Origin of the sequence: Saccharopolyspora hattusasensis, assembly GCF_050972075.1 — a bacterium.
GTDB lineage: Bacteria > Actinomycetota > Actinomycetes > Mycobacteriales > Pseudonocardiaceae > Saccharopolyspora > Saccharopolyspora hattusasensis.
Window position 1 is genome coordinate 2,403,146 of sequence record NZ_JBPCDC010000001.1, and the last position, 21,852, is coordinate 2,424,997.

Here is a 21,852-nt window from a genome sequence, read left to right on the forward strand (position 1 = left end):
GCAACACCATGTCGACACCGGACCTGTTCAATGACCAGCTGGCCGCGGTGGATCCCGAGGTGGCGGCGGCGGTCGGCGCCGAGCTCAACCGCCAGCAGACCACGCTGGAGATGATCGCTTCGGAGAACTTCGCACCGCAGGCGGTCCTGGAGGCGCAGGGCTCGGTGCTGACCAACAAGTACGCCGAGGGCTACCCGGGGCGCCGCTACTACGGTGGCTGCGAGCACGTCGACGTCGTCGAGCAGTTGGCCATCGACCGCGTCAAGGAGCTCTTCGGGGCCTCCTACGCCAACGTGCAGCCGCACTCCGGGGCGCAGGCCAACGCGGCGGCGATGTTTGCGCTGCTCAAGCCCGGCGACACGATCATGGGCCTGGACCTGGCCCACGGCGGTCACCTCACGCACGGCATGCGGATCAACTTCTCCGGCAAGCTCTACAACGTGGTGCCCTACCACGTGCGCGCCGACGACCACCGCGTGGACATGGACGAGGTCGCCCGGCTGGCGCGGGAGAACAAGCCGCAGCTGATCATCGCCGGCTGGTCGGCGTACCCGCGGCAGCTGGACTTCAAGCGGTTCCGCGAGATCGCCGACGAGGTCGGCGCGTACCTGATGGTCGACATGGCGCACTTCGCCGGTCTGGTTGCCGCCGGGCTGCACCCGAACCCGGTGCCGCACGCGCACGTCGTCACCACCACCACGCACAAGACCCTGGGCGGCCCGCGCGGTGGCGTGATCCTGTCCTCGGACTCGGAGTTCACCAAGAAGTTCAACTCGGCGGTGTTCCCCGGCCAGCAGGGCGGGCCGCTGGAGCACGTGATCGCCGGCAAGGCGGTGGCGTTCAAGATCGCCGCCGATGAGGAGTTCGCCGACCGGCAGCGCCGCACCGTGGAGGGCGCGCAGATCCTGGCCGAGCGGCTGCTGGCCGACGACGCCGCCAAGGCCGGTGTGCAGCTGGTCTCCGGCGGCACCGACGTGCACCTGGTGCTGGTGGACCTGCGCGACTCCGAGCTGGACGGCAAGCAGGCCGAGGACCGGCTGCACGAGATCGGCATCACGGTCAACCGCAACGCGGTGCCCAACGACCCGCGGCCGCCGATGGTGACCTCCGGCCTGCGCATCGGCACCCCGGCCCTGGCCACCCGCGGCTTCGGCAAGGACGACTTCACCGAGGTCGCCGACATCATCGCCGAGGCACTCAAGCCCGGCTTCGACGAAGCCGCCAGCGGCAAGCTCCGGGCCCGCGTCGAAGCCCTCGCCGCCAAACACCCCCTCTACCCGAACCTCTGATCGGAAAGCTTTGCCAGGAGAAGAACGCCGCATTTCGGCCACGATGACCGAAAAGCGGCGTTCTTCCTGTTTTCGATCCTAAGTGGACCATGATGGAACGGGAAAAGGCCGTATTCCAACTGGTTCAACCCCCCTTGCGGGCCCTCGCCGGATGCCGGATTATCTGCGCAGTTTCGGCGAAACACGCTGGCGAGTAAGGGGTCCACTTCGATGAGCCAACCAGTGGCCGAGGAGTACCGGAAGGATCTGAGTTCCCGGCACATCAACATGATCGCGATCGGCGGGGCGATCGGGGTCGGCCTGTTCCTCGGTTCAGGCAAGGCCCTGCACCAGGTCGGCCCCGGCCTGATCCTGATCTACGCCATCGCCGGGCTGATGATCTTCTTCGTGATGCGGGCGCTCGGCGAGCTGTTGATGTACCGACCGGTCAGCGGGTCGTTCGCGGAGTACGCGGGCGAATTCGTCGGCCCGTGGGCGAAGTTCGCGGTCGGCTGGGGCTACTGGCTGGTGTGGATCGTCACCGGCATGGCCGAGATCACCGCTGTCGGCAAGTACTTCCAGTTCTGGTTCCCGACGATCCCGCAGTGGATCCCCGCGCTGGGAGCACTGATCGTGCTCAGCGGGGTGAACCTGATCGCGGTGAAGCTCTTCGGCGAGTTCGAGTTCTGGTTCGCCCTCATCAAGGTGCTGGCCATCATCGGGCTGATCGTGCTGGCCGCGGCGATCCTGGTGTTCGGCTTCAGCGACCTTGGCGACACCGCGGCGCTGAGCAACATTTGGTCCCACGGCGGGCTGTTCCCCAACGGCATGGCCTCGTCGCTGCTGGCGTTCCAGATCGTCATGTTCGCCTTCGTCGGCGTCGAGATGGTCGGCCAGACCGCCAGCGAGAGCAAGAACCCGCAAAAGGTGCTGCCGCGGGCGATCAACTCGGTGATGTGGCGGATCCTGATCTTCTACGTGGGCGCGCTAACCGCGCTGACCGCGCTGGTCCCGTGGTTCCAGTTCCCGACCAGCGGTAGCCCGTTCGTGCAAGCGTTCACCCTGATCGGTATCCCGGCGGCGGCCGGTGTGATCAACTTCGTGGTCACCACCGCGGCGCTGTCGTCGTGCAACAGCGGCATCTACTCCACCGCGCGGATGCTGCGCACGCTGTCCGAGGACAGCCAGGCGCCGCGCTCGGTGGGGGTGCTCAGCGGCCGGGCGGTGCCCTCACGGGCCATCGGCGTCACGTTCGGCGCGATGCTGATCGGCGTGGTGCTCAACTACTTCGTGCCGGAGCAGGCGTTCACCTACATCACCAGCGCCAGCACCGCCGGTGCCATCTTCACCTGGGCGATGATCTTGATCGCGCACCTGGGCTACCGGCGCAAGGTCGCCCGCGGCGAACTCCAGGCCGCACCGTTCCGGATGCCGCTCGCACCGTACTCGAACTACGTGGTGCTGGCCTTCCTCGCGTTCGTCGTGGTCCTGCTGGCCTTCGACGCCGAAACGCGCATCGCGCTGTACATCACACCCGTGCTCGCGATCGCGTTGGTGATCGGCTACCTGGCCGCGCGCAACAAGCAGCCGCGGAGCGAAGTCACGCGCAGTTGACGAACCGGGTCATGGCCTGGAGTCGCATGAACCCAACGCGCCACCACCCCAATCTGAGCGTCACGAATCGCCCGCCGGGCCCCGTGGTGCGGGGATGAGGTCCCGGAGGTATTCGCGGTGCTGGGCGGGTAGCGCTCTGCCACCTGGTCGTGGTGTTCGTTTGGGGTCCACTGTGGGTGGTGGGATGAACGCGGGTCGCCCACCGCGCATGGTGATTTCCCATCGCTGGTTGTGCAGGGTCCGGTGGTGGTGACCGCAGAGCATCACCATGTTGCCCAGCTCGGTGGCTCCACCGTCGGCCCAGTGGGCGAGGTGATGTGCTTCCGGGGTTCCCGGCGGCCGGTCGCACCCCGGGAACGCGCACACCCCGTCCCGCTGCAGCAACGCCGCGCGCAGATGGGCGGGCGCGGTCCGCTTCGCCCGGCCCACGTCCAGCGGGAGCCCGTCCCCGTCGAGGACCATCGGCAACACCTCGGCATCGCAGGCGATCCGTCGGGCGTTCTCGGCGGTGATGGCCCGTTCGGTGTTGAGGGTCCCGGGCATACCGGTCTCGGCGGCGACGAACCCGAGCCCCTTCTTCAAATCCTCGAAATCGATAGAGATCGTCAGGTGCGGGCGCTGCCCACCCGTGCGCGGAACCCTGTCATGATCCAGCGCCAGGTCCAGGATCGCGGCGAACCCGTCGGCGTTGCGCTGCCCCACCGTGCGCGGGTCCTTCTCCCCCTCCACCTCCGGACGGGGAGCGGCCAGCGGCTGCATCAGCGCTGCGAACTTCGCGCCGGTCTCGCGGTCGAGGCGGGCTTTGACGACGGTCATCCCGTCCCGGGCAACGGTGTAGTGCAGCTCCCGTGACTCGTGCTGGTCTTCCTCGTCGTCGTAGGCGCCGTCCTGGTCCAGCAGATAGCGGATGCGCTCGGCGAGCTTCTCCAGCTCACGAGGCGTCATCATCCGCGCATACCCGGCCAGGGTTGATTCGACCTCACCGACCTGATGGCAGCGGGCATACTCCGGCAGGCGACGGACCCCGTCCACGATCACCCGCGCATGCTCCAACCCGATCGCACCCTCGGCCAAAGCCGCGGCGGTCTCGGGTAGGTCGGCGGGCATGACCTCGCCATACAAGCTCTGCCGGTCCTCAACATTGCGGGCGACCTTGACCCGGGTTTTCGCATCACGCGCATCGATGTTGAGCAGCCCCTGCAGCCACACCTGCGTCGACCGGAACCCCAACTCGGCATACACACCACGGTGGTCGGCTTCGGCGATGCACAGCAACTGCTCCATCATCAACACCCGCATCCCCTCCTCCAGTTCACGGATACGGGCGGCGAGTTCAGCATCCGTGCACGACACCGCCGACCGGGCACCAGCGGTGCCGACGGCCGGATCCTGGGTGTTCAACAGCGGTGTCATACCAAGTATTCTCCCGCATTAGAACGCCTGTTCGCACGTCTTTTATGGTCACTTGATCAGGTGAAACACCCGCCCCAAAGCCCAAAAACCCAACCCGAGCGGAAGCGAAACCACCGAAAACCACGACACAGCACCGAAAACCAGGGCACGCCGAAGGCGCCACCCACCCACCACCACACCACCAGCACGAGCATCGTGAGCGATTTCATGCGCTACAGCCCCGAAAACCACGCACGGACCACCTCGGGAACGCAGCGATCACCACCACCCCCACCCCAAGCCGAATGCCCAACCGAGACGAACCCCCGAACCCCGCACCCCGCACCCCGCACCCCGCACCCCGCACCCCGCACCCCGCACCCCGCACCCCGCACCCCGCACCCCGCACCCCGCACGAGCATCGTGAGCGATTTCATGCGCTACAGCCCCGAAAACCACGCACGGACCACCTCGGGAACGCAGCGATCACCACCACCCCCACCCCAAGCCACCCCCAGTACCCCGCCACCCCGCAACGCAAAGCCCCACCCCGCCAGACCACTCCTGGCCATCCCCGTGACACAAAGCCGAACAGGGGCTGCGGGACGGATGTCAAGCCGTTCACCCCCGAAGGGGCGGCCGAAGGCCGGGCTTGACCTCCGGCCCGCAGCCCCCACACTCCACCGACACGGGGATGGCCACCTACAACAGAACCCCAAAAGCCCCAACCCCCACCAAACCGGCCAACCCCAACCCCGCCCAACCCCTCCAAACCCGCCAAACCGGCCAACCCCAACCCCGCCCAACCCCTCCAAACCCGCCAAACCGGCCAACCCCCACCCCCACCAAACCGGGGCCCTCACCCCCAAAAGAAAGAGACACCCCCAACCCGGGTGCCCCTCACCGACGACCCTCAAGCCGCGGACTCAACGTCCGCCAGCTCACCGCCGGCGCGCTCCTCCTCGACAACGGCCCGCCGCGCCCGGTTCCGCCGAAGCAACCAAACCCCAACCCCAACGGCCACGACGAGCACGATCAAAACCCAACTGGCCCGCCCCAACATCTCCTCGATGTACTTGGCCGAAGCCCCGGCGGCCCATCCGATGCTCACGTGCGTCGCGGACCAAGCAACAGCTCCAGCCAACGACGAGACGAAGAACCGCCCGTAGGACATCCCGCTGGACCCGGCGGCAGCGGGCATCAAGGTCCGGACCACGGGCAGGAACCGGGCCACCAGAACGGCCCCGATACCCCACCTGCACAACAACGTCCCGGCCCGATCCCAATGCTGCTGACCAAGCTTGCGCACAACCTTGGTCTCGCGCATCTTCAGCCGATACCGACGCCCCAACCAGAACCCGATGTTGTCGCCAACAGCCGCGCAAACCGCGACGACCGAAGCTAGCACGATGAAGAACCCCACATCGGTCACCGCGGCGGAGGCGACCAGCAAACCGCTCTCCCCGGGCACCAGGAAGCCGAGCCCGATGGTGCATTCGCCGAGCACCAATGCCCCGGTCACCAGTACCAATAGCGGCTTCGGCAAGCCTGCGACGACTGCCAGAATGTCGCTGATGAAGGTCACGGGGCGGGCTCCTACGCTCGCGTGCTGGCTGGACGCTTTCACGCTACCGGCGTAACCGCACCCCGGTCTCCGGAATGTCCCTTAGCCTCACCTGAGACCGGGCCCACACCGCCCCTCAGGGTCAGCAGGCCTTCACCCACGAGCATTCGAGGGCGCTTTCGTCCACCCGCGTGCCCGGATCGTCCACCCGCGTGCCCGGATCGTCGACGTGCGTGTGCGACTGCGGCACGTGCACCCGGCCGCGCGGCTGGTCGTCGGCGCCGTTGTACTCGGCCAGCCGGATCGCGATCGCGTCTTCCAGGTCCTTCGGCGAGCTCGTGAGGAAGTCGTTGAACACCACCGAGAAGACCAGGTCGCGGCCGTTTGCGGTGGTGACGTAACCGGACAGCGACGTGACTCCGGTCAGTGAGCCGGTCTTGGCGTGCACGTTCTTCTCGGCCGCGGTTCCAGCCATCCGGTTGCGGAGCGTTCCCCCGACCATGCGGTCCGCGACCCCGGCCACCGGCAGCGCGTCGTACCAGGGCCGGAACCAGGCCCGCTCGCGAGCGTTGTCCAGCAGCACCGTCAGCTGTTCCGGCGTCACTTGGTCCATCGTGGACAGTCCCGAGCCGTCCACCATGCGCAGTACCGCGGGGTCGATGCCCAGACCGCTCAGCTTGCCGGTCAGCACTTCGAGCCCGGCCGACCAGCTGCCGTCACCACGAATCTCCCGCCCCATCGCCTTCACCAGGACTTCCGCATGCCCGTTGTTGCTCAGCTTCAGGAACGGCACGAGGAGTTCCCGCAGCGGGATCGACTGCCGCGAAGCGAGCTTCCGCCCACCAGCCGGCACGGTGCCCTTCCCCACTCCCCGGATCGTCACGCCGTGCGCGGCCAGTGCACGCGCGAAGACGTCCGCGGCGTACCCGGCGGGGTCCGGAACCGTGGTGAAGTCCTCGAACGGCTGCGCGCCGACCGGGACGGTCCCGCTCACGACCACCCGGGAACCGCCGTGCTCGCGCGCCACGGTCACATCGGGTTCGCCAGCCGCGGCCGAGGTGGTGGTCCGGTTGTCGATCTGCACCACCCCGGTCGCCGGTTCCAGTTGCACCGCTGCGGGCTGGCCTTCGGCGGTCGGGCTGACCCGCACGATCGCGGTTCCGGCGTCGAAATCGGTGTTCGGCGCCACCGTCAGCGCCGAGACCGGGGCGGCGTAGTAGTACGGCTCGTCGTCCCAGGCCCAGCCCGTGCCCAGCGGCACGTCGTCGAACCAGCTGGAGTCGGTCAGCAACCTCCCGCGCACCAGCCGGATCCCGGACGCCACGACCTGTTCCGCGAGCCGGTCGTAGTCGGCCGCGAGCAGCGTCGGGTCACCGGTTCCGCGCAAGTAGAGGTCGCCGCTGAGCACCGGACCCAGCTGCGGAGCATCGGTCACCACATCGGTCTGGAACCGGTATTCCGGCCCCAGGGCTTCCAGAGCCGCGGCAGAGGTGAGCAGTTTCGCGTTCGACGCCGGGGTCGCGCGGTCCGCCGCCTGCCGGCTGTAGAGCACCTCGCCGGTGGCCGGGTCGCGCACCACTACGCCGGCGTGCGAGCCGTTCAGCCGCTGGTCGGCGAGGATGTTGTCGAGGTCGATGCGGAGCGCGTCCGGCCCGCTGGGCGCAGCACCGGACGGCGCCACGAGGACGACCGATGCCCCCAGGGCCCATGCAAGTCCGAACGCCACTCCCCACCGTCGACGCATCGCGCAGCTCCCTCGGCTCGCCCGACCAGATCATGCAGCGTAGGCACGGTCGTCACGGACGGTCAACGGATTTACACGGACGGTGCCGAAACGCGGTCCCGCGGAAACGGGCCTCAGCCGACGGCGATCGCGGTCGCCATGGCTAGGAGTGCCCCTCCGCAGCACCGCTCGAAGGCCTTGCGGCGACGCGGATCCGCCAGGAAAGCGGACAGCCAGCGCACCGAGGGCACCACAGCCAGCCACCACGCCGCGAACGCGGACACCGCGACGCCGCTGAGCAGCGCGGCCTGCGTCACCGGGTCCGCCGCCGGGTCCATGGCCTGTGGCAGCAGCGTCAGGAAGGTCAGCATGACCTTGGGGTTGAGCACGTCGGTCAGCAGCCCGCGCAGGAAGACCGCGCCGCCGGAGCGCGGCACGTCGGCCTCGGGTCCCGCCGGCACCATGCCGGAGAACCGCAGGATCTGCAGGCCCATCCAGGCCAGGTAGGCGACGCCGATCACCTTCACCACCAGCAGCGCCGCGGGCACGGTCACGACCAGCGCGGACAGCCCCGCGGTCGCCGCCGTCGCGTGCAGCAGCAGCCCGCAGGTCACACCGGCCGCCGCGAGCCAGCCCCAGCGCGCGCCGTTCGCGGCGTTGCGGGTCACCAGCACGAAGTCGGGCCCCGGTACCAGGACGATCACCAGCAGCGCCAGCAGGAACGACCCCCAGGCGATGTGCACGACGGCTCCTTCGAATCGGATCAGCGGTGGGATACCGAAATCTTCGATGCTCGTTCGCCATCACGCCAGTCACGCCGTAGCATATTCGGTTGTGCAGGAATCTGTAGAACTCGATTCGGTGGACTGGCGGATCCTGGAGGAATTGCAGAACGACGCGACCTTGCCGAATCGGGTGCTCGCCGAGCGGGTCGGGTTGGCGGCGTCCAGCTGCCTGCAACGGGTTCGGAGGTTGCGGGAACAGGGCGTGATCACCGGGTCGCACATCGACGTCAACCCCGCCGCGACGGGGCTGGCGCTGGAGGCGGTGGTGGCGATCAACGTCCGCCCGCACACCCGCGAAGTCGTCGACATGTTCCGGGAATTCGTGATGGCGCAGCCGGAAACCCGCTCCCTGCTGCACGTCAGCGGGCAGGCCGACTTCCTGCTGCACGTGGCGGTCGCCGACACCAAACACCTGCAGGAGTTCCTGGTGGACAAGCTCGCGTCCCGCACCGAGGTCCGGCACTTCACCAGCTCGATCGTGCTGGAGCAGCTGCACACCCGGGCCTTGACGCCGCCGCGGCACCTGCGCCCGAAGCGCCGCCGCCGGTCCGGCCAGGCGTGATCAGTCGGTTACCCGGAGCAGGCCTTCCTGCACGACGGTGGCGACGAGTTGGCCGTCGCGGGAGAAGAACCGGCCGGTGGCCAGGCCGCGAGCGCCGGAGGCGCTGGGCGAAGCGCAGTCGTAGAGCAGCCACTCGTCGGCACGGAAGCGCCGGTGGAACCACATCGCGTGGTCCAGGCTCGCACCGTTGACCTTGTCCAGCCCCCAGTACACGCCGTGCCGCGCCAGCACCGCGTCGAGCAGCGTCATGTCGGAGGCGAACGCCGCGATGCACACGTGCAGCAGGTCGTCGTCGGGCAGCACGCCGTCGGCGCGCATCCACACCTGGCTGCGGGCCTCGCGCGGGCCGCGGTCGCGGCTGACCCACGGCGGCTCGGTCACGTAGCGCACGTCGATCGGCCTCGGCTGGGCGCGCCCGAGCTTTTCGATCATCGGACCGATCTGCTCGCCGAAGGTCGGCAGCGTCTCGGGGTCCGGCACCTCGGGCATCGGCTCGGCGTGGTCGATGCCGTCCTCGTCCACCTGGAAGGACGCGGATAGCGAGAAGATCGTCTTGCCGCGCTGCACGGCGACCACGCGGCGGGTCGTGAACGACCGGCCGTCGCGGGTGCGGTCGACCTCGTAGACGATCGGGATGCTCGGGTCGCCCGGCCGGATGAAGTAGGCGTGCAGCGAGTGCACCCGCCGCTCCGGCGGCACGGTGCGACCGGCGGCGACCAGCGCCTGGCCTGCGACCTGGCCACCGAACACGCGGACCGGCGAGGAGGCCGGGCTGACGCCGCGGAAGATGTTTTCCTCGATGCGTTCGAGGTCGAGCAGCGCGACCAGGCTGTCGAGCACCGGTTGGCCGTGCGGCATGCCGTTGACGTCGCGCGGGACCTCGCCCTTCAGGCGGGTTCCCGCGGGATCGGCCGCAGCGGCTCGGGCAGCTTCGGTCACTGCGCTCCTCGGAGTAGTACGCTGGCTTGCCGGACGGGAGCGCCGGGTGGCTCCCGTCCGAGAATGCGGATCAGACGTGGTCTTCCTCGCCCAGCCGGTGCACGCGGATGAGGTTGGTGGAACCGACCGTGCCGGGCGGCGAGCCCGCGACGACGACGACCATATCGCCGCGCTGCGACCGGCCGATCGACAGCATCGCCTGGTCCACCTGCCGCACCATCTGGTCCGTGGTGTCCACCTTAGGGACCAAGAACGTCTCCGTCCCCCAAGTGAGAGCGAGCTGACTCCGCACGGATTCCTCGGGGGTGAACGCCAGCAGCGGCAGCCTTGTGTGCAACCGGGCCAACCGGCGCACGGTGTCGCCGGACTGCGTGAAGGCGACCAGCGCCTTGGCGTTGAGGCGTTCGCCGATGTCGCGCGCCGCGTAGGAGATGACGCCGCGCTTGGTGCGCGGGACGTGGCTCAGCGGCGGCGGTGCCGTCGATCCCGCCTCGACCGCTTCGACGATGCGCGCCATCGTCTGCACGGTCTCGACCGGGTAGCGGCCGACGCTGGTCTCGCCGGAGAGCATCACCGCGTCGGTGCCGTCGAGCACCGCGTTGGCGACGTCGGAGGTCTCCGCCCGCGTCGGACGCGAGTTGTTGATCATGGAGTCCAGCATCTGGGTCGCGACAATGACCGGCTTCGCGTTCTCCCGCGCGATCCGGATCGCCTTCTTCTGCACCAGCGGCACGTGCTCGAGCGGCAACTCGACGCCGAGGTCACCGCGGGCGACCATGACGCCGTCGAAGGCCAGCACGATGGCCTCCAGGTTGTCGACCGCCTCCGGCTTCTCCAGCTTCGCGATCACCGGGATGCGGCGGCCGACCCGGTCCATCACCTGGTGCACCAGGTCGATGTCGGCCGGGCTGCGGACGAAGGACAGCGCGATGAAGTCCACGCCCAGCTCGAGCGCGAACTCCAGGTCCTCGATGTCCTTTTCGGACAGTGCTGGCACCGAAACATCCATGCCAGGCAAGGAAATTCCCTTGTTGTCCGAGACCGGACCACCCTCCGTCACCTCGCAGATGACGTCGTTGTCCTCGACGCCGGTGACGATCAGCCCCACCTTGCCGTCGTCGACCAGCAACCGGTCGCCGACCTTGGCATCGCTGGCGAGGCCCTGGTATGTGGTGGACACCCGGTCGTGGGTGCCCTGGACGTCGTCGACCGTGATGCGCACGATGTCGCCGGTTCGCCACTCGACCGGCCCGGCGGCGAACTTGCCGAGGCGGATCTTCGGCCCCTGCAGGTCACCGAGGATGCCGACGGCGCGACCGGACTCCTTGGCCGCGGTCCGCACCATCTCGTAGACCTGCTGGTGGTCGGCGTGGCTGCCGTGGCTGAAGTTCAGCCGGGCGACGTCCATTCCGCTGCTGACGAGCTCGGCCACCTTGTCCGGTGTGGCGGTGGCTGGGCCCATGGTACAAACGATCTTGGCTCGTCGACTCACGTTATGCCAGCGTAGTCTGTTGACCGACGTGCGCAGCACTCAGCCATGCCTGTCGACGCCGATAGGAGAGATCGTTGCTGGATCATTACAGAACGCGGCTCACCCGGATACTGTTCGGGGTCGCGGTGCTGGCCAGCCTGATGATCATCTTCATGCCGGACTCGGGGGTGCCGACCGCGCCGCCGGGCACCGACAAGGTGGTGCACTTCGTGCTGTTCGGCGCGCTGGCAGCCACCGGCCGCATCGCCGGATTCCGGACGTCGAGGCTGCTGCCGGGCCTGGTGGGCTACGCGGCCGCCTCGGAGATCTTGCAGGGGCTGCTGCCGATCGGCCGCAGCTGCGAGGTGGCCGACGGGCTCGTCGACGTGGCGGGTGCGGTGGCGGGCTGGGCGGCCGTGCGGCGGATGCGGCAGGTCAGCGGCGCTTCTTCTCGGTGACTCCGATGTGGTCGGCGCACCACTGGTTCAGTTCGCGCACCGCGACCCAGGACTGCCGAACCCGGTCCAGGCAAGCGCGCTCGTAGAGGATGTCATCGGACGCCCAGGCGCGGAATGCGTAGAGCGTGCGGTGCCGCAGCAGGTCCAGCCGCGGGTGGTCGGCGGCGAAGCCGCGCGGCCGGCTCTTGAGGGTCTCCCCCGCGATCTCCCACCCCTGCCCGACGAGCGCGGCCAGCAATGCCCGCAGCCGCTCGCCGTGGATGTCGGTGTCGACCGCGGCGCGGAACCTGGCCAGCTGGTCGGACTCGGTGTGGTAGCAGCCCCCGGCGACGAGCATCCCGTCCGCGCCGACCTCGACGTAGTACGCGCCGCTCCCGCGCCCCTGCTCGATCACGGCGCCGCAGTGCGTCTTGTAGGGCGACTTGTCGGCGCTGAAACGCACGTCCCGGTACGGCCGGAAGACCTTGCCCTTCCCGAACCCGGGCGCGAACTCGGGCTCCAACTCGGAGAGCAACGCCTCCATCGGAGCCCGAACGTGCTCCTGGTAAAGAGCGAGGTTGTCGCCCCAATAAGCCTTGGAGTTGTCGGCCCGGAGGCCGTCGAAGAACTCCAGCGCACCATCCCCGAAACCGTTGAACCGCACGCCGCCACCCTATGACCCCCTATGACCGGCCGTTGACAGCGCCTTCGGGCTCTTGCGGCTTGGCTTTCATGCGGTTGTGCGCTCCCGGAACCACGTTAGTGGGCGTGCAGTGGTGACCATGAAGCTGCGACCAGACCGTAGATGACGAGCCTGTCGAGAACCCTCCAACACGTGCGCCGCCGGAATCACCGAGAACTCGGCGCTTCTCTTCAGGTCACTCCTGAACGAATTCTGCTCGCATTTAGGAGACAATGCTATGAGCACTGCTACCACTTCGGGCACCTGGTCCTTGATCAGCCTCCCTTCCTCTGAAGCATCAGGCCTGGACACCGAGCACGTGACGTGGGGCGACGGCGGGAGCGGGTACGAGTTCCGCGGCGGCAGGGTCGACGTGCGGCTCGACGGCCAAGAATTCACGTTGGGGACCTTCACGCACAAGAACTTCCCGACCACACCGATGTCGTCGAACCAGTTCGACGTGGATCTCAAGGTCAAAATCAAATTCGACGACGGAACCAAGAACGACTTCAGCTTCCGCTTCCACCACTTCGAAACGCCGAACAACTCTGCGGCTCCGGACGACCTGGTCGACCTACCGACGTTCGTCTCTCCCGAGACGGTGAAGGTCAACGGTGCTGAATATGCCGTTGTGATCAGCGGGTTCAAGCAGGACGGGCAGATCGTCAGGCAGTTCAAGAGCCCCGAGAACGGATCGAACAGCGCTCACATAGTCGCGATGTTCTCCCGGGTGGGCAAGCCTGATGTCGTGGTGACCGAGGTGGTCTACAAGGGGAAGGTGAAGGGAACCCAAGCAGACGAGTACGTCGAGATCCAGAACCGGGGCACCGTGAGCGCTGAGATGTCCGGCTGGGTGCTGGGGGCCGACGACCCCGGGCAGGACTTCACCTTCCCGCCCGGGACGGTGCTGCAGCCGGGGCAGCGGATCCGCGTCTACACCAACGAGATGCACCCCGGCTACGGCGGCTTCTCCTACGGCAGCAAGCGACCGATCTGGAACGACAAGGGCGATGTCGCCAGGCTGCGCGACGCGAACGGGCACCCCGTCTCCGACTTGTCGTACGGCGACAAGGCACTCGTTGGGGTGCCAAAGCCCTGACCGGCCGTCGGGGTCGTGAGCACTTTGGGCTGCCGTAGCAGCCTGCCGTAGCAGCCCAACGTGCTCACGAGTCAAGATCCCAGGTCAGGGGCCGCGCAGCGGGTTAAGCTCGAAGCGTGGTCTCCACTGCGCGAGCCCGTGTGCGGGAGCCAGCGGGCAACCTCCCGGCCGACGTCACGAGCTTCGTCGGCCGACGCCGCGAGATCACCCACACCAAGCGACTGCTGGCCGAATCCCGGGTCGTGACCCTCACCGGCCCCGGCGGCGTGGGCAAGACCCGCCTGGCGATGCGGGTCGCGGGCAACATGCGCCGCTCGTTCCGCGGCAAGGCGTGGTGTGTCGGACTGGAGGACATCCGGGACGGCTCGCTGGTGGTCGACGCGGTCATCGAGCAGCTCGGCATCGGCGGCCCGTCCGGCGGGGAGGACATCGATACCGTCATCGAGCAGCTCAAGTCCCGCGAGATGCTGCTCGTGCTGGACAACTGCGAGCACATGATCGAGGACGTCGCGCTGCTGGTGGACGCGGTGGTGCGCTGGTGCCCCGGGGTGCGGGTGTTGGCCACCAGCAGGCAGTCCCTCGGCGTCGCCGGTGAGGCGACCATGGTCGTCCCGCCGCTGCAGGTGCCCGACATCGAGCACCTGCCGTCACCGGAGTCCTACGAGCAGTTCGCCTCGGTGCGGCTGTTCGTCGAGCGGGCCAAGGCCGCGGTCCCCGAGTTCGAGGTCACCAACGACGAGAACGCCATCGCCCTCATGCGGCTGTGCCATCACCTCGACGGTAACCCGCTGGCGATAGAGCTGGCGGCGGTCCGGCTGCGGTCGCTGTCGCTGCAGCAGCTGGAAGGACGCCTGGCCGAGCGCTACGACCTGCTCACCGAGGGCCGTCGCGGCGCTCCCGCCCGTCAGCAGACGCTGCGCGCGTTGATCGACTGGAGCTACGAGCTGGCCACCACCCAGGACCGGATCACTTGGGCGCGGGTGTCGGTGTTCTCCGGGTCCTTCGACCTCGCGGCCGCCGAGCACGTGGCCGGCAACGGGCTGTCGGACTCTGATGTGCTGGGCGCCATCCACTCGCTGGTGGACAAGTCGGTGCTGATGCGCGAGGAGGAAGGCGGCGAGGTCCGCTTCCGGCTGCCGCACACCCTGCGCGAATACGGCCAGGACAAGCTCGTCGAGTCCGGCGAGCTGGCGACAATGCGGCAGCGGCACTGCGCCTGGTACTCCGATCTGGCCGGGCGCTTCGCCGCGGAGTGGATCGGCCCGGACCAGGTCGCCTGGGTCAACCGGTTGCGCAGCGACCAGGGCAACCTGCGCGTCGCGCTGCACACGGCCGCGGCGAGCCCGGAAACGGCCGGGGTAGCGCTGCAGATGTGCACCGACCTCTGGCAGTACTGGGGCATCCGCGGTCTCAACGGCGAGGCCCGGCACTGGCTCGACCAGGCGTTGGCCATCGCTCCCACCGAAGTGCCCGAGAGGGTGCGCGCGTTGTGGGTCAGCGCGTGGTTCGCCCTGCTGCAGGGCGATCTCGACAAGGTCCTGCCGACGGCGGAGCAGGCCACGGTGCTGGCCGCTCAGCGCGGCGAGGAGACGGAGAAGGCGTACCTGGCGCTGGTGCGCGGGCTGGCGGCGTTCTTCCTGAACGACTCGCCGCGCGCCGCCGGGCTGGCGGAGGACGCGCTCAGCCGGTTCCGCAAGCACGACGTGCTCGTCGGCGAGCTGTTCGCCCTGTTCGGGCTCGGCCTGATCAAGGGCTTGGGCGGAGATCACGAGTCCGGGCTGGAGCTGCTCTCGGAAGGCATCCGGTCGTCGACCGAGCTCGGCGAGCTTTACTGGCGCTCCTACTCGCTGTGGGCGTCGGCGCAGGTCGAGGTGCGGCGGGGCCAACCGGAGCGGGCCGAGGCCGCGGCGAAGGAGGCGCTGCGGCTGCAGCGCGAGCTGGACAACCGGCTGGGCATGGCCTTCAACATCGACACCCTCGCCTGGATCGCGCAGCAGCAGGGCAGGAACGACCGCGCCGCCCGGCTGTTCGGCGCGGCCTCGGCGGTGTGGGACGCCTTGCGAGCGGCACCTGGCTTCTGGGCGAGGTTCGCTGGAGACCATGACGAGCACGAGGCGCAGACCAGCTCGGCTCTCGGGGATTCGGCCTTCCAGGCGGCGTTCGACCGCGGCCGTCAGCTGTCGTTGGCGGACACCATCGACTTCGCGCTGGAGGTCAAGCGGCACGCGCGGCCGCGCGCCGACGACAACGTGCACCCGATGCCGTTGACCCGGCGCGAGCGGCAGATCGCGGAGCTCGTCGCGCAGGGCAAAACGAACAAGGAGATCGCCGAGAGCTTGGTGATCGCGCAGCGCACCGTCGAGGGCCACGTGCAGAACATCCTGACCAAGCTCGACTTCTCGTCGCGGGCGCAGATCGGCGGCTGGGTGGCCGCGCAGAAGACGAGTGATACGAGCGACACCATTTCCAGGCAATCTCACTTTCTGTAGTCGATCCACCTCGGATCCTCGCCCAATTGGTCGAACCTAGGTACCGGTGTACGTACAAACCTCGGTGCGCGTGCACTCTCCGTCCCGGATTCTCGGTTCTCGTGACCCCCGACCAACCGAACATCCCCGACCAGAACCTCCCCGACCGAAATACCCGCTGCCCCGACCGGCACCGCTGGGAGAGGGCAGTCCCGCAGGCGGCGAGCTGGATCCGCGCCGCGTTCGCCGGCGACTCGGCGAACCGGCAGCACCGCGTTCCCCCGAAGTCGCGGTCCCTGCAGCTCGGTGCCGCCGTGGCCGCGTTCGGCGTGATCGCCGTGTTCACCTCCGCCGGCACGAAGACCGAGAACCCCCAGGTGCAGGCCGCCGCGGACGTCACCTCGCTGGCCGCTGAGCAGCTCCCCGTCCCGGCGGCGCCGGCGCAAGCCCCCGTCCTTGAGATCGCCCCCGCTCCCGCCGCGCAGCCCGCCCCCGAAGCTGTCCCCGAACCGGCGAAGCAGGAGCCGCCCGCCGAGCAGGTGGCCGAGAAGCCCAAGGACCAGATCGGCGGCTGGATCAACGAAGCGATCGGCGTTCTGGAGAAAAACGGCATCCCGCGCGACCAGGTCGACGCCGACGCGATCCGCACGATCATCATGCACGAATCCAACGGAAACCCGAACGCCACCAACAACTGGGACTCCAACGCGGCGGCCGGCACCCCGTCGATCGGTCTGATGCAGACCATCGAGCCGACCTTCCAGTCCTACGCGCTGCCCGGCCACGGCGACATCTACAACCCGGTCGACAACATCGTCGCGGCGACCCGGTACGCGATCACGACCTACGGCTCGCTCGGCAACGTCCCCGGCGTCGCAGGCCTGAGGTCCGGCGGCAGCTACTCGGGCTACTGAGGCGGTATATTGGCGGGTCGGGTCTGCGCGCAGGTCGCAAGCCCGCCCCCAACGAACCCGCCCAGGCACGAGGTGGCGAATTGTCCAACGCCCGAGTAGATCGGGACACCGTCCGCGCCCAGGAGATCGCAGCCGAGCAGCAGTATCTCTCGATGCTGTACGCGAAGCTCGACGCCCTGCGGCAGGAAACCACGCAGCGGCTGAAGGAAACGCTGCGGGACAGCGGCGGCCCGCCGCAGGCCCGCACCGAACGCGACATCTCCACCCGGATGTACACCGACAGGCTGACCCAGCTGAGCGCGGTGGAGCACGGGATGTGCTTCGGGAGGCTGGACCTCGACAGCGGCGAGACGTTCCACGTGGGACGGCTCGGGTTGTTCGACGAGGACCACGAGTACGAGCCGCTGCTGGTGGACTGGCGGGCCCCGGCGGCCCGGCCGTTCTACCTGGCCACCGCGGCAGCGCGGGACGGCGTGCGCCGCCGGCGGCACCTGCGCACCAGCTGGCGGAAGGTGCTGGACTACGAGGACGAGGTGCTCGACCTCGACACCGCCGAGCAGGGCAGCGACCTGGGGCTGGCCGGGGAGGCCACGCTGCTGGCCCGGCTCGACGCCCGCCGCACCGGACAGATGCAGGACATCGTCGCCACCATCCAGGGCGAGCAGGACCGGATCATCCGCGCCGGGATGAACGGCGTGCTGGTGGTGCAGGGCGGCCCCGGCACCGGCAAGACCGCCGTCGCGCTGCACCGCGCCGCCTACCTGCTGTACACCTTCCGCGAGCAGCTGTCCAAGCGCGGCGTGCTCGTGGTCGGGCCGAACCCGACGTTCTTGCGCTACATCGGGCAGGTCCTGCCGTCGTTGGGTGAAACCGGCGTCCTTCTGTCCACTGTGGGCGGTCTGTACCCGGGGATCACGGCCACCGGCGGGGAATCCGCGCGGGCGGCGGAGATCAAGGGCCGCGCGAGCATGGTCGACGTGCTCGCCGCCGCGGTCCGCGACCGGCAGCAGGTGCCCGCGGACTACACCGAACTCACCTTCGACGGCGAGGCGCTGCGCATCGACCGGCGCACCGCGACCCAGGCTCGCACCCGCGCCCGCCGGTCCCGCAGGCCGCACAACCTCGCCCGGCGGGTCTTCCGCAACGAGATGTTCTCGGCGCTGACCCTGCAGGTCGCCGACCGGCTGGGCCGCGACCTGCTGGACCGCCGCGACCTCGACGACATCAACCGCGAACTGCGCGCCGATGCGGTGGTCAGCAAGGCGCTGGACGAGCTGTGGCCGGAGATCACCCCGCAGGAGCTGCTGGACGACCTGTTGTGCTCGCCCGACCGGTTGGCCACCGCAACCCGCAAGCACCTCGACGATGACCAGCGCGACGAGCTGCTGCGCCTGCCGGGCACGCCGTGGGCGCCCACCGATGTGCCCTTGCTGGACGAGCTCGCCGAGCTCCTCGGCGAGGACGACGCCCAGGAGCGGGCCGAGCGCGAACGCCAGCAGCGCGAGGAACTCGCCTACGCGCAAGGCGTTCTGCACATCATGGAGCAGGACGAGGAGCTCGCCGACGAGGAACGGCTGCGGGTCTCCGACGTGCTGGACGCCGACCTGCTGGCCGAGCGGTTCCGCGCCACCAGCGACCTGACCGCGGCCGAACGCGCGGCCGAGGACCGCACCTGGACCTTCGGCCACGTCATCGTCGACGAGGCGCAGGAGCTGTCCCCGATGGCGTGGCGGGTGCTGATGCGGCGCTGCCCGAGCCGGTCGATGACGCTGGTCGGCGACGTCGCCCAGACCGGCGCGCTGGCCGGGGCCGACTCCTGGCACGACGTGCTGCATCCGTACGTGCAGGACCGCTGGAAGTTGGTCGAGCTGACCGTCAACTACCGCACCCCGGCCGAGATCATGGCCATCGCCGCCGACGTGCTGTCCGAAATGGACACTGAGCTGGTGGCACCGCGCTCGGTGCGCACCAGCGGGCACCAGCCGTGGACCCGCCAGGTCGACGACCTCACCGCCGCGCTGCCGGAGGCGGTCGCCGAGGAACTGCGCGGGGTCGGCGATGGCCGCCTCGCGGTGCTGATGCCGCCGGAGCTGCTGGCCGAGATCGGCCCCCAGCTGGCGGCATCCCTGCCGGACGCGGTGATCGGCACCCGCCCGGACGACCTGGAATCGCCGTGTGTCCTGCTGACCGTCGACCAGGCCAAGGGCCTGGAGTTCGACTCGGTCCTGGTGGTCGACCCGGCGGCGATCGTGGCGGGATCCGAGCGCGGGCTCAACGACCTCTACGTGGCGCTGACCCGAGCCACCCAGCGCCTCGGCGTGGTCCACCCCGACGAGCTCCCGGCGGTGCTGCGCGGCAGGCGAACCGATGGTCGGGCACTGACCGCCGGGGGCACCCACAGTCCGGGGAAGCTCGGGTTCAGCTAAGCGACCACCCACCCAGACCATTCACCAGTAGCCTCTGCGAGACTCGACCGGGTGGATTCCGATTTCGTCCAGTGGCTCCGCGACCTTGGCCAAGACGGCCTGGCAGCAGTCCTGAAGAACCGCCCCGAGTCAGCGGGCGCCCAGTCACTGCCCCACCTGGCGGCCGTGCTCGACTCCCCTGGCGCCGTGCAGCGCGGGTTGGAGAGGATCGACGCCGGGTCCAGCGCGGTACTCGCAGCGCTCTGCATTCTCGGGGACGGCTGCACCCGCGACGCGATCGAGCAGTTGCTTGGCAACGATCCCGAACTCGATCGCGCGCTGCGAGTGCTGGAGGAACATGCCCTCATCCGGCCGAGTTCGCAGGGAGGGTTCCAGCTTGCCGTACCGCTGCGCGATCTTCGCACTGCGGGGCTGGGCCGCCCGGTGGCGACGCTCCTCCGCCCTCATGTGAGCAATACCATCCGTGGGATCGCCGAAGCGCTCGGGTTGGCGCCCGCCAAGCGGAAGGCCGACACGGTACAGCGGATCGAAGAGTTCATGCGGGACCCGGCGAAGGTGTCCGCCGAGCTCGCGAAAGCCCCCGGCCCGACCGTTGAGCTCGCGATGCAGTTGGCCCACGATGACTCGGTGCTCGGTTACGCTCTCGGCGGCCCGTCGCTACAGAGCCCGGAGGTGCGCTGGCTGCTCGACCGGGGTTTCCTCATCAACCAGAGCCAGTTCACGAGCTACGGCGGCCCAGTCGAAATGCCCTGCGAGATCGGGCTGGCGCTGCGCGAATCCGCCGACCAACCGGCGCTTCGGCCCGAACCCGCGACGCCGGCGATTCACCTGGTCGACTCCATCGAGATCGACAAGGCGGCAGCGTTGGCCGCGATCGGTTTCGTCGACGGGGTGGCTCGACTGCTCGAATACTGCGCCGCCAATCCGCTGGCGCAGCTGCAGAACGGCGGTATCGGTCTTCGGGTGCTCAAGCAGGTCGCGAAGGCCCTACGGACCGACCAGCACGAGGTTCGGCTGTGGTTGGAGACCGCCGCCGCAGCCGAGCTGCTCAGCATCGACGGAACAGGCTGCGTCGTTCTGTCGAACCTCGCCGACGCCTGGCAGCAGGCAACACCCGCACAACGCTACGTCCAACTGGTGCGTGCCTGGTGGAAGCAGCCTGCCGCAGCCATGGTCAGCAAAGTCATGGAAAAGCCCGAACCGGCTCTGCTCCCGCGCCACGACACGTTCTACCGGCTGTTCCGCATGGACCTGCTGGCCGAGCTTTCCGGCTGGGCAACCGGTTCCGCGTTGAGCGAGCCCAACCTGATCGGCGAGAAGCTGGCCTGGAAGCGACCGGGGCGCTACTGCTGCGCGGACTGCCTGGTCGATCTCATCGAGGTCACCTGGCCCGAGGCCGAAGCTGTCGGCGCGATCGCTCGCGGCGCGGTGTCCGCACTGGGCCGTTGCGTGGCCGACGAGGCAGCGTTGCTGGCGGCCGCCACGCAGCTGTTGCCCCGAGCGCAGGAAACCGTACTCCTGCAGGCGGATCTGACCGCAGTGGTGGCTGGTACGCCCAGCGGCCAACTCGCTGCCGCGCTGAACCTGATGGCCGACCCCGAAGGCCGGGATACCGCATCGACCTGGCGGTTCAGCCCCGAATCCGTCCGACGGGCAATGGATCAGGGCCATACCACCGAGGACCTGCTCGGCAAGCTCACCGAAATGGCCCACACGGGCGTGCCGCAACCGCTGGAATACCTGATCAAGGATGTCGGACGGCGATTCGGCCAACTTCAGGTCCGAAACGTGCACTGCTGCGTGCTCGGCGAAGAGGCCCTTCTGTTGGAGGTCAGCCGGCACCGCGCGCTGCGCGAGCTGTCGCTGCACGTCTTGGCACCGACCGTGCTCGCGTCGAGCAAACCGGTGCAGGAGACCTTGGCCGCGCTGCGGAAGGCGGGATACGCCCCGGTGCAGCAGCAGGCCGACGGCACCGTCGCAGTCGAACGCACCGTCGTCGACCGCCCGCCGCTGCACGTGGAGCAGCCCTACTACCAGGCTGCGCCGGAACCGCTGTCGCAAGCCGAACTCCGCGGACTCGCCGAGCACTTGCTGGCCCAACCGGACAAGGCTCCGTCCGGCGTTGCACTGCCGGGGAATCCCTGGATCGACATCCAGATCATGTCGCCGGGCTCGCTGGACGAAATGACGGATCCGTTCGAGGACCTGGTTCCCTTCCTCGCCGAACGGACCGCACTTACGGGGCCCGAACTCGCACTCCTCGCGAAGGCACTGGAAGCAGGCACCGACGTGGAGATCGAATACCGGGACCAGAACGGCCATCCCACGTCGCGTGTCATTACGCCGGACGACGTAGACGAGGTCTACCTGGACGCCTTCTGCCACCTACGCGAAGACGACCGCCAGTTTCGCCTGGACCGAATCCGCTCCGTCGCCGCAGTGAAACGCCGCCGCACGAAAAGGTGAAGTGAGGGGCGGCCGTGACCAAATAACCGGGTCACGGGTGCC

Annotated in this window: 16 protein-coding genes; 9 read left to right on the forward strand and 7 right to left on the reverse strand. The window is 68.7% G+C overall.

What is annotated here, in order from left to right; translation table 11 throughout:
• The first annotated feature begins 8 nt into the window (after positions 1 to 8).
• Together glyA and ACRXBZ_RS10565 are read left to right on the forward strand one after the other, a co-directional pair.
• Entirely contained in the window at positions 9 to 1,289 is a 1,281-nt protein-coding gene (gene glyA / locus ACRXBZ_RS10560; RefSeq protein WP_433878955.1) for a serine hydroxymethyltransferase, read from the forward strand.
• Between the two features lie 210 nt (positions 1,290 to 1,499).
• Complete coding sequence (locus ACRXBZ_RS10565) at positions 1,500 to 2,882, forward strand: amino acid permease (protein WP_433878956.1); 1,383 nt, start codon at positions 1,500 to 1,502, stop codon at positions 2,880 to 2,882.
• A 60-nt stretch (positions 2,883 to 2,942) separates the two neighbouring features.
• Here ACRXBZ_RS10565 and ACRXBZ_RS10570 read toward each other — a convergent pair whose 3' ends face one another.
• The 4 genes from ACRXBZ_RS10570 to ACRXBZ_RS10585 form a co-directional block, all read right to left on the reverse strand.
• Positions 2,943 to 4,295, reverse strand: coding sequence for an HNH endonuclease signature motif containing protein (locus ACRXBZ_RS10570; RefSeq protein ID WP_433878957.1), 1,353 nt, complete (start codon positions 4,293 to 4,295; stop codon positions 2,943 to 2,945).
• 892 nt (positions 4,296 to 5,187) lie between these two features.
• Positions 5,188 to 5,859: a DedA family protein gene (locus ACRXBZ_RS10575; protein ID WP_433878958.1), complete on the reverse strand. Its 672-nt coding sequence runs from the start codon at positions 5,857 to 5,859 to the stop codon at positions 5,188 to 5,190.
• Positions 5,860 to 5,980: 121 nt separating this feature from the next.
• Positions 5,981 to 7,582, reverse strand: a complete 1,602-nt coding sequence (dacB, locus tag ACRXBZ_RS10580) for a D-alanyl-D-alanine carboxypeptidase/D-alanyl-D-alanine endopeptidase (protein WP_433878959.1) — start codon at positions 7,580 to 7,582, stop codon at positions 5,981 to 5,983.
• Positions 7,583 to 7,695: 113 nt separating this feature from the next.
• On the reverse strand, positions 7,696 to 8,304 hold the full coding sequence (locus ACRXBZ_RS10585) for a LysE family translocator (protein WP_433878960.1): 609 nt from the start codon (positions 8,302 to 8,304) through the stop codon (positions 7,696 to 7,698).
• A gap of 91 nt (positions 8,305 to 8,395) precedes the next feature.
• On the opposite strand from ACRXBZ_RS10585, the gene ACRXBZ_RS10590 reads away from it, so the two are divergent.
• Positions 8,396 to 8,908: an Lrp/AsnC family transcriptional regulator gene (locus tag ACRXBZ_RS10590; RefSeq protein ID WP_190822475.1), complete on the forward strand. Its 513-nt coding sequence runs from the start codon at positions 8,396 to 8,398 to the stop codon at positions 8,906 to 8,908.
• On the opposite strand, the gene tesB is transcribed toward ACRXBZ_RS10590, so the two are convergent.
• Both tesB and pyk read right to left on the reverse strand, forming a co-directional pair.
• Positions 8,909 to 9,847: an acyl-CoA thioesterase II gene (gene tesB, locus ACRXBZ_RS10595; protein WP_433878961.1), complete on the reverse strand. Its 939-nt coding sequence runs from the start codon at positions 9,845 to 9,847 to the stop codon at positions 8,909 to 8,911.
• A gap of 70 nt (positions 9,848 to 9,917) precedes the next feature.
• Positions 9,918 to 11,339 carry a pyruvate kinase gene (pyk, locus tag ACRXBZ_RS10600; protein ID WP_433878962.1) on the reverse strand — a complete coding sequence of 474 codons (1,422 nt, stop codon included), beginning with the start codon at positions 11,337 to 11,339 and terminating at the stop codon, positions 9,918 to 9,920.
• Between the two features lie 74 nt (positions 11,340 to 11,413).
• On the opposite strand from pyk, the gene ACRXBZ_RS10605 reads away from it, so the two are divergent.
• Positions 11,414 to 11,776: a VanZ family protein gene (locus tag ACRXBZ_RS10605; protein WP_433878963.1), complete on the forward strand. Its 363-nt coding sequence runs from the start codon at positions 11,414 to 11,416 to the stop codon at positions 11,774 to 11,776.
• Here the strand turns inward: ACRXBZ_RS10605 and ACRXBZ_RS10610 are convergent.
• On the reverse strand, positions 11,754 to 12,419 hold the full coding sequence (locus ACRXBZ_RS10610) for a DUF2461 domain-containing protein (RefSeq protein WP_433878964.1): 666 nt from the start codon (positions 12,417 to 12,419) through the stop codon (positions 11,754 to 11,756). The genes ACRXBZ_RS10605 and ACRXBZ_RS10610 overlap by 23 nt on opposite strands.
• 256 nt (positions 12,420 to 12,675) lie before the next feature.
• On the opposite strand from ACRXBZ_RS10610, the gene ACRXBZ_RS10615 reads away from it, so the two are divergent.
• From ACRXBZ_RS10615 to ACRXBZ_RS10635, 5 genes are all read left to right on the forward strand, one after another.
• Entirely contained in the window at positions 12,676 to 13,536 is an 861-nt protein-coding gene (locus ACRXBZ_RS10615) for a lamin tail domain-containing protein (protein ID WP_433878965.1), read from the forward strand.
• Between the two features lie 140 nt (positions 13,537 to 13,676).
• Complete coding sequence (locus tag ACRXBZ_RS10620) at positions 13,677 to 16,025, forward strand: LuxR C-terminal-related transcriptional regulator (protein ID WP_433878966.1); 2,349 nt, start codon at positions 13,677 to 13,679, stop codon at positions 16,023 to 16,025.
• Positions 16,026 to 16,126: 101 nt separating this feature from the next.
• Positions 16,127 to 16,918, forward strand: a complete 792-nt coding sequence (locus ACRXBZ_RS10625) for a transglycosylase SLT domain-containing protein (protein WP_433878967.1) — start codon at positions 16,127 to 16,129, stop codon at positions 16,916 to 16,918.
• Between the two features lie 80 nt (positions 16,919 to 16,998).
• Positions 16,999 to 19,344: a HelD family protein gene (locus ACRXBZ_RS10630; RefSeq protein ID WP_433878968.1), complete on the forward strand. Its 2,346-nt coding sequence runs from the start codon at positions 16,999 to 17,001 to the stop codon at positions 19,342 to 19,344.
• Positions 19,345 to 19,395: 51 nt separating this feature from the next.
• A complete protein-coding gene (locus tag ACRXBZ_RS10635; RefSeq protein ID WP_433878969.1) occupies positions 19,396 to 21,810 on the forward strand; it encodes a helicase-associated domain-containing protein in 2,415 nt (804 codons plus the stop codon).
• Positions 21,811 to 21,852: the final 42 nt, after the last annotated feature.

Bases quoted from the DNA above. Each gene is read 5' to 3' on its own strand.
- glyA (WP_433878955.1), top strand. From the start codon at position 9: ATGTCGACACCGGACCTGTTCAATGACCAGCTGGCCGCGGTGGATCCC.
- ACRXBZ_RS10565 (WP_433878956.1), top strand. From the start codon at position 1,500: ATGAGCCAACCAGTGGCCGAGGAGTACCGGAAGGATCTGAGTTCCCGG.
- ACRXBZ_RS10570 (WP_433878957.1), bottom strand. From the start codon at position 4,295: ATGACACCGCTGTTGAACACCCAGGATCCGGCCGTCGGCACCGCTGGT.
- dacB (WP_433878959.1), bottom strand. From the start codon at position 7,582: ATGCGTCGACGGTGGGGAGTGGCGTTCGGACTTGCATGGGCCCTGGGG.
- ACRXBZ_RS10615 (WP_433878965.1), top strand. From the start codon at position 12,676: ATGAGCACTGCTACCACTTCGGGCACCTGGTCCTTGATCAGCCTCCCT.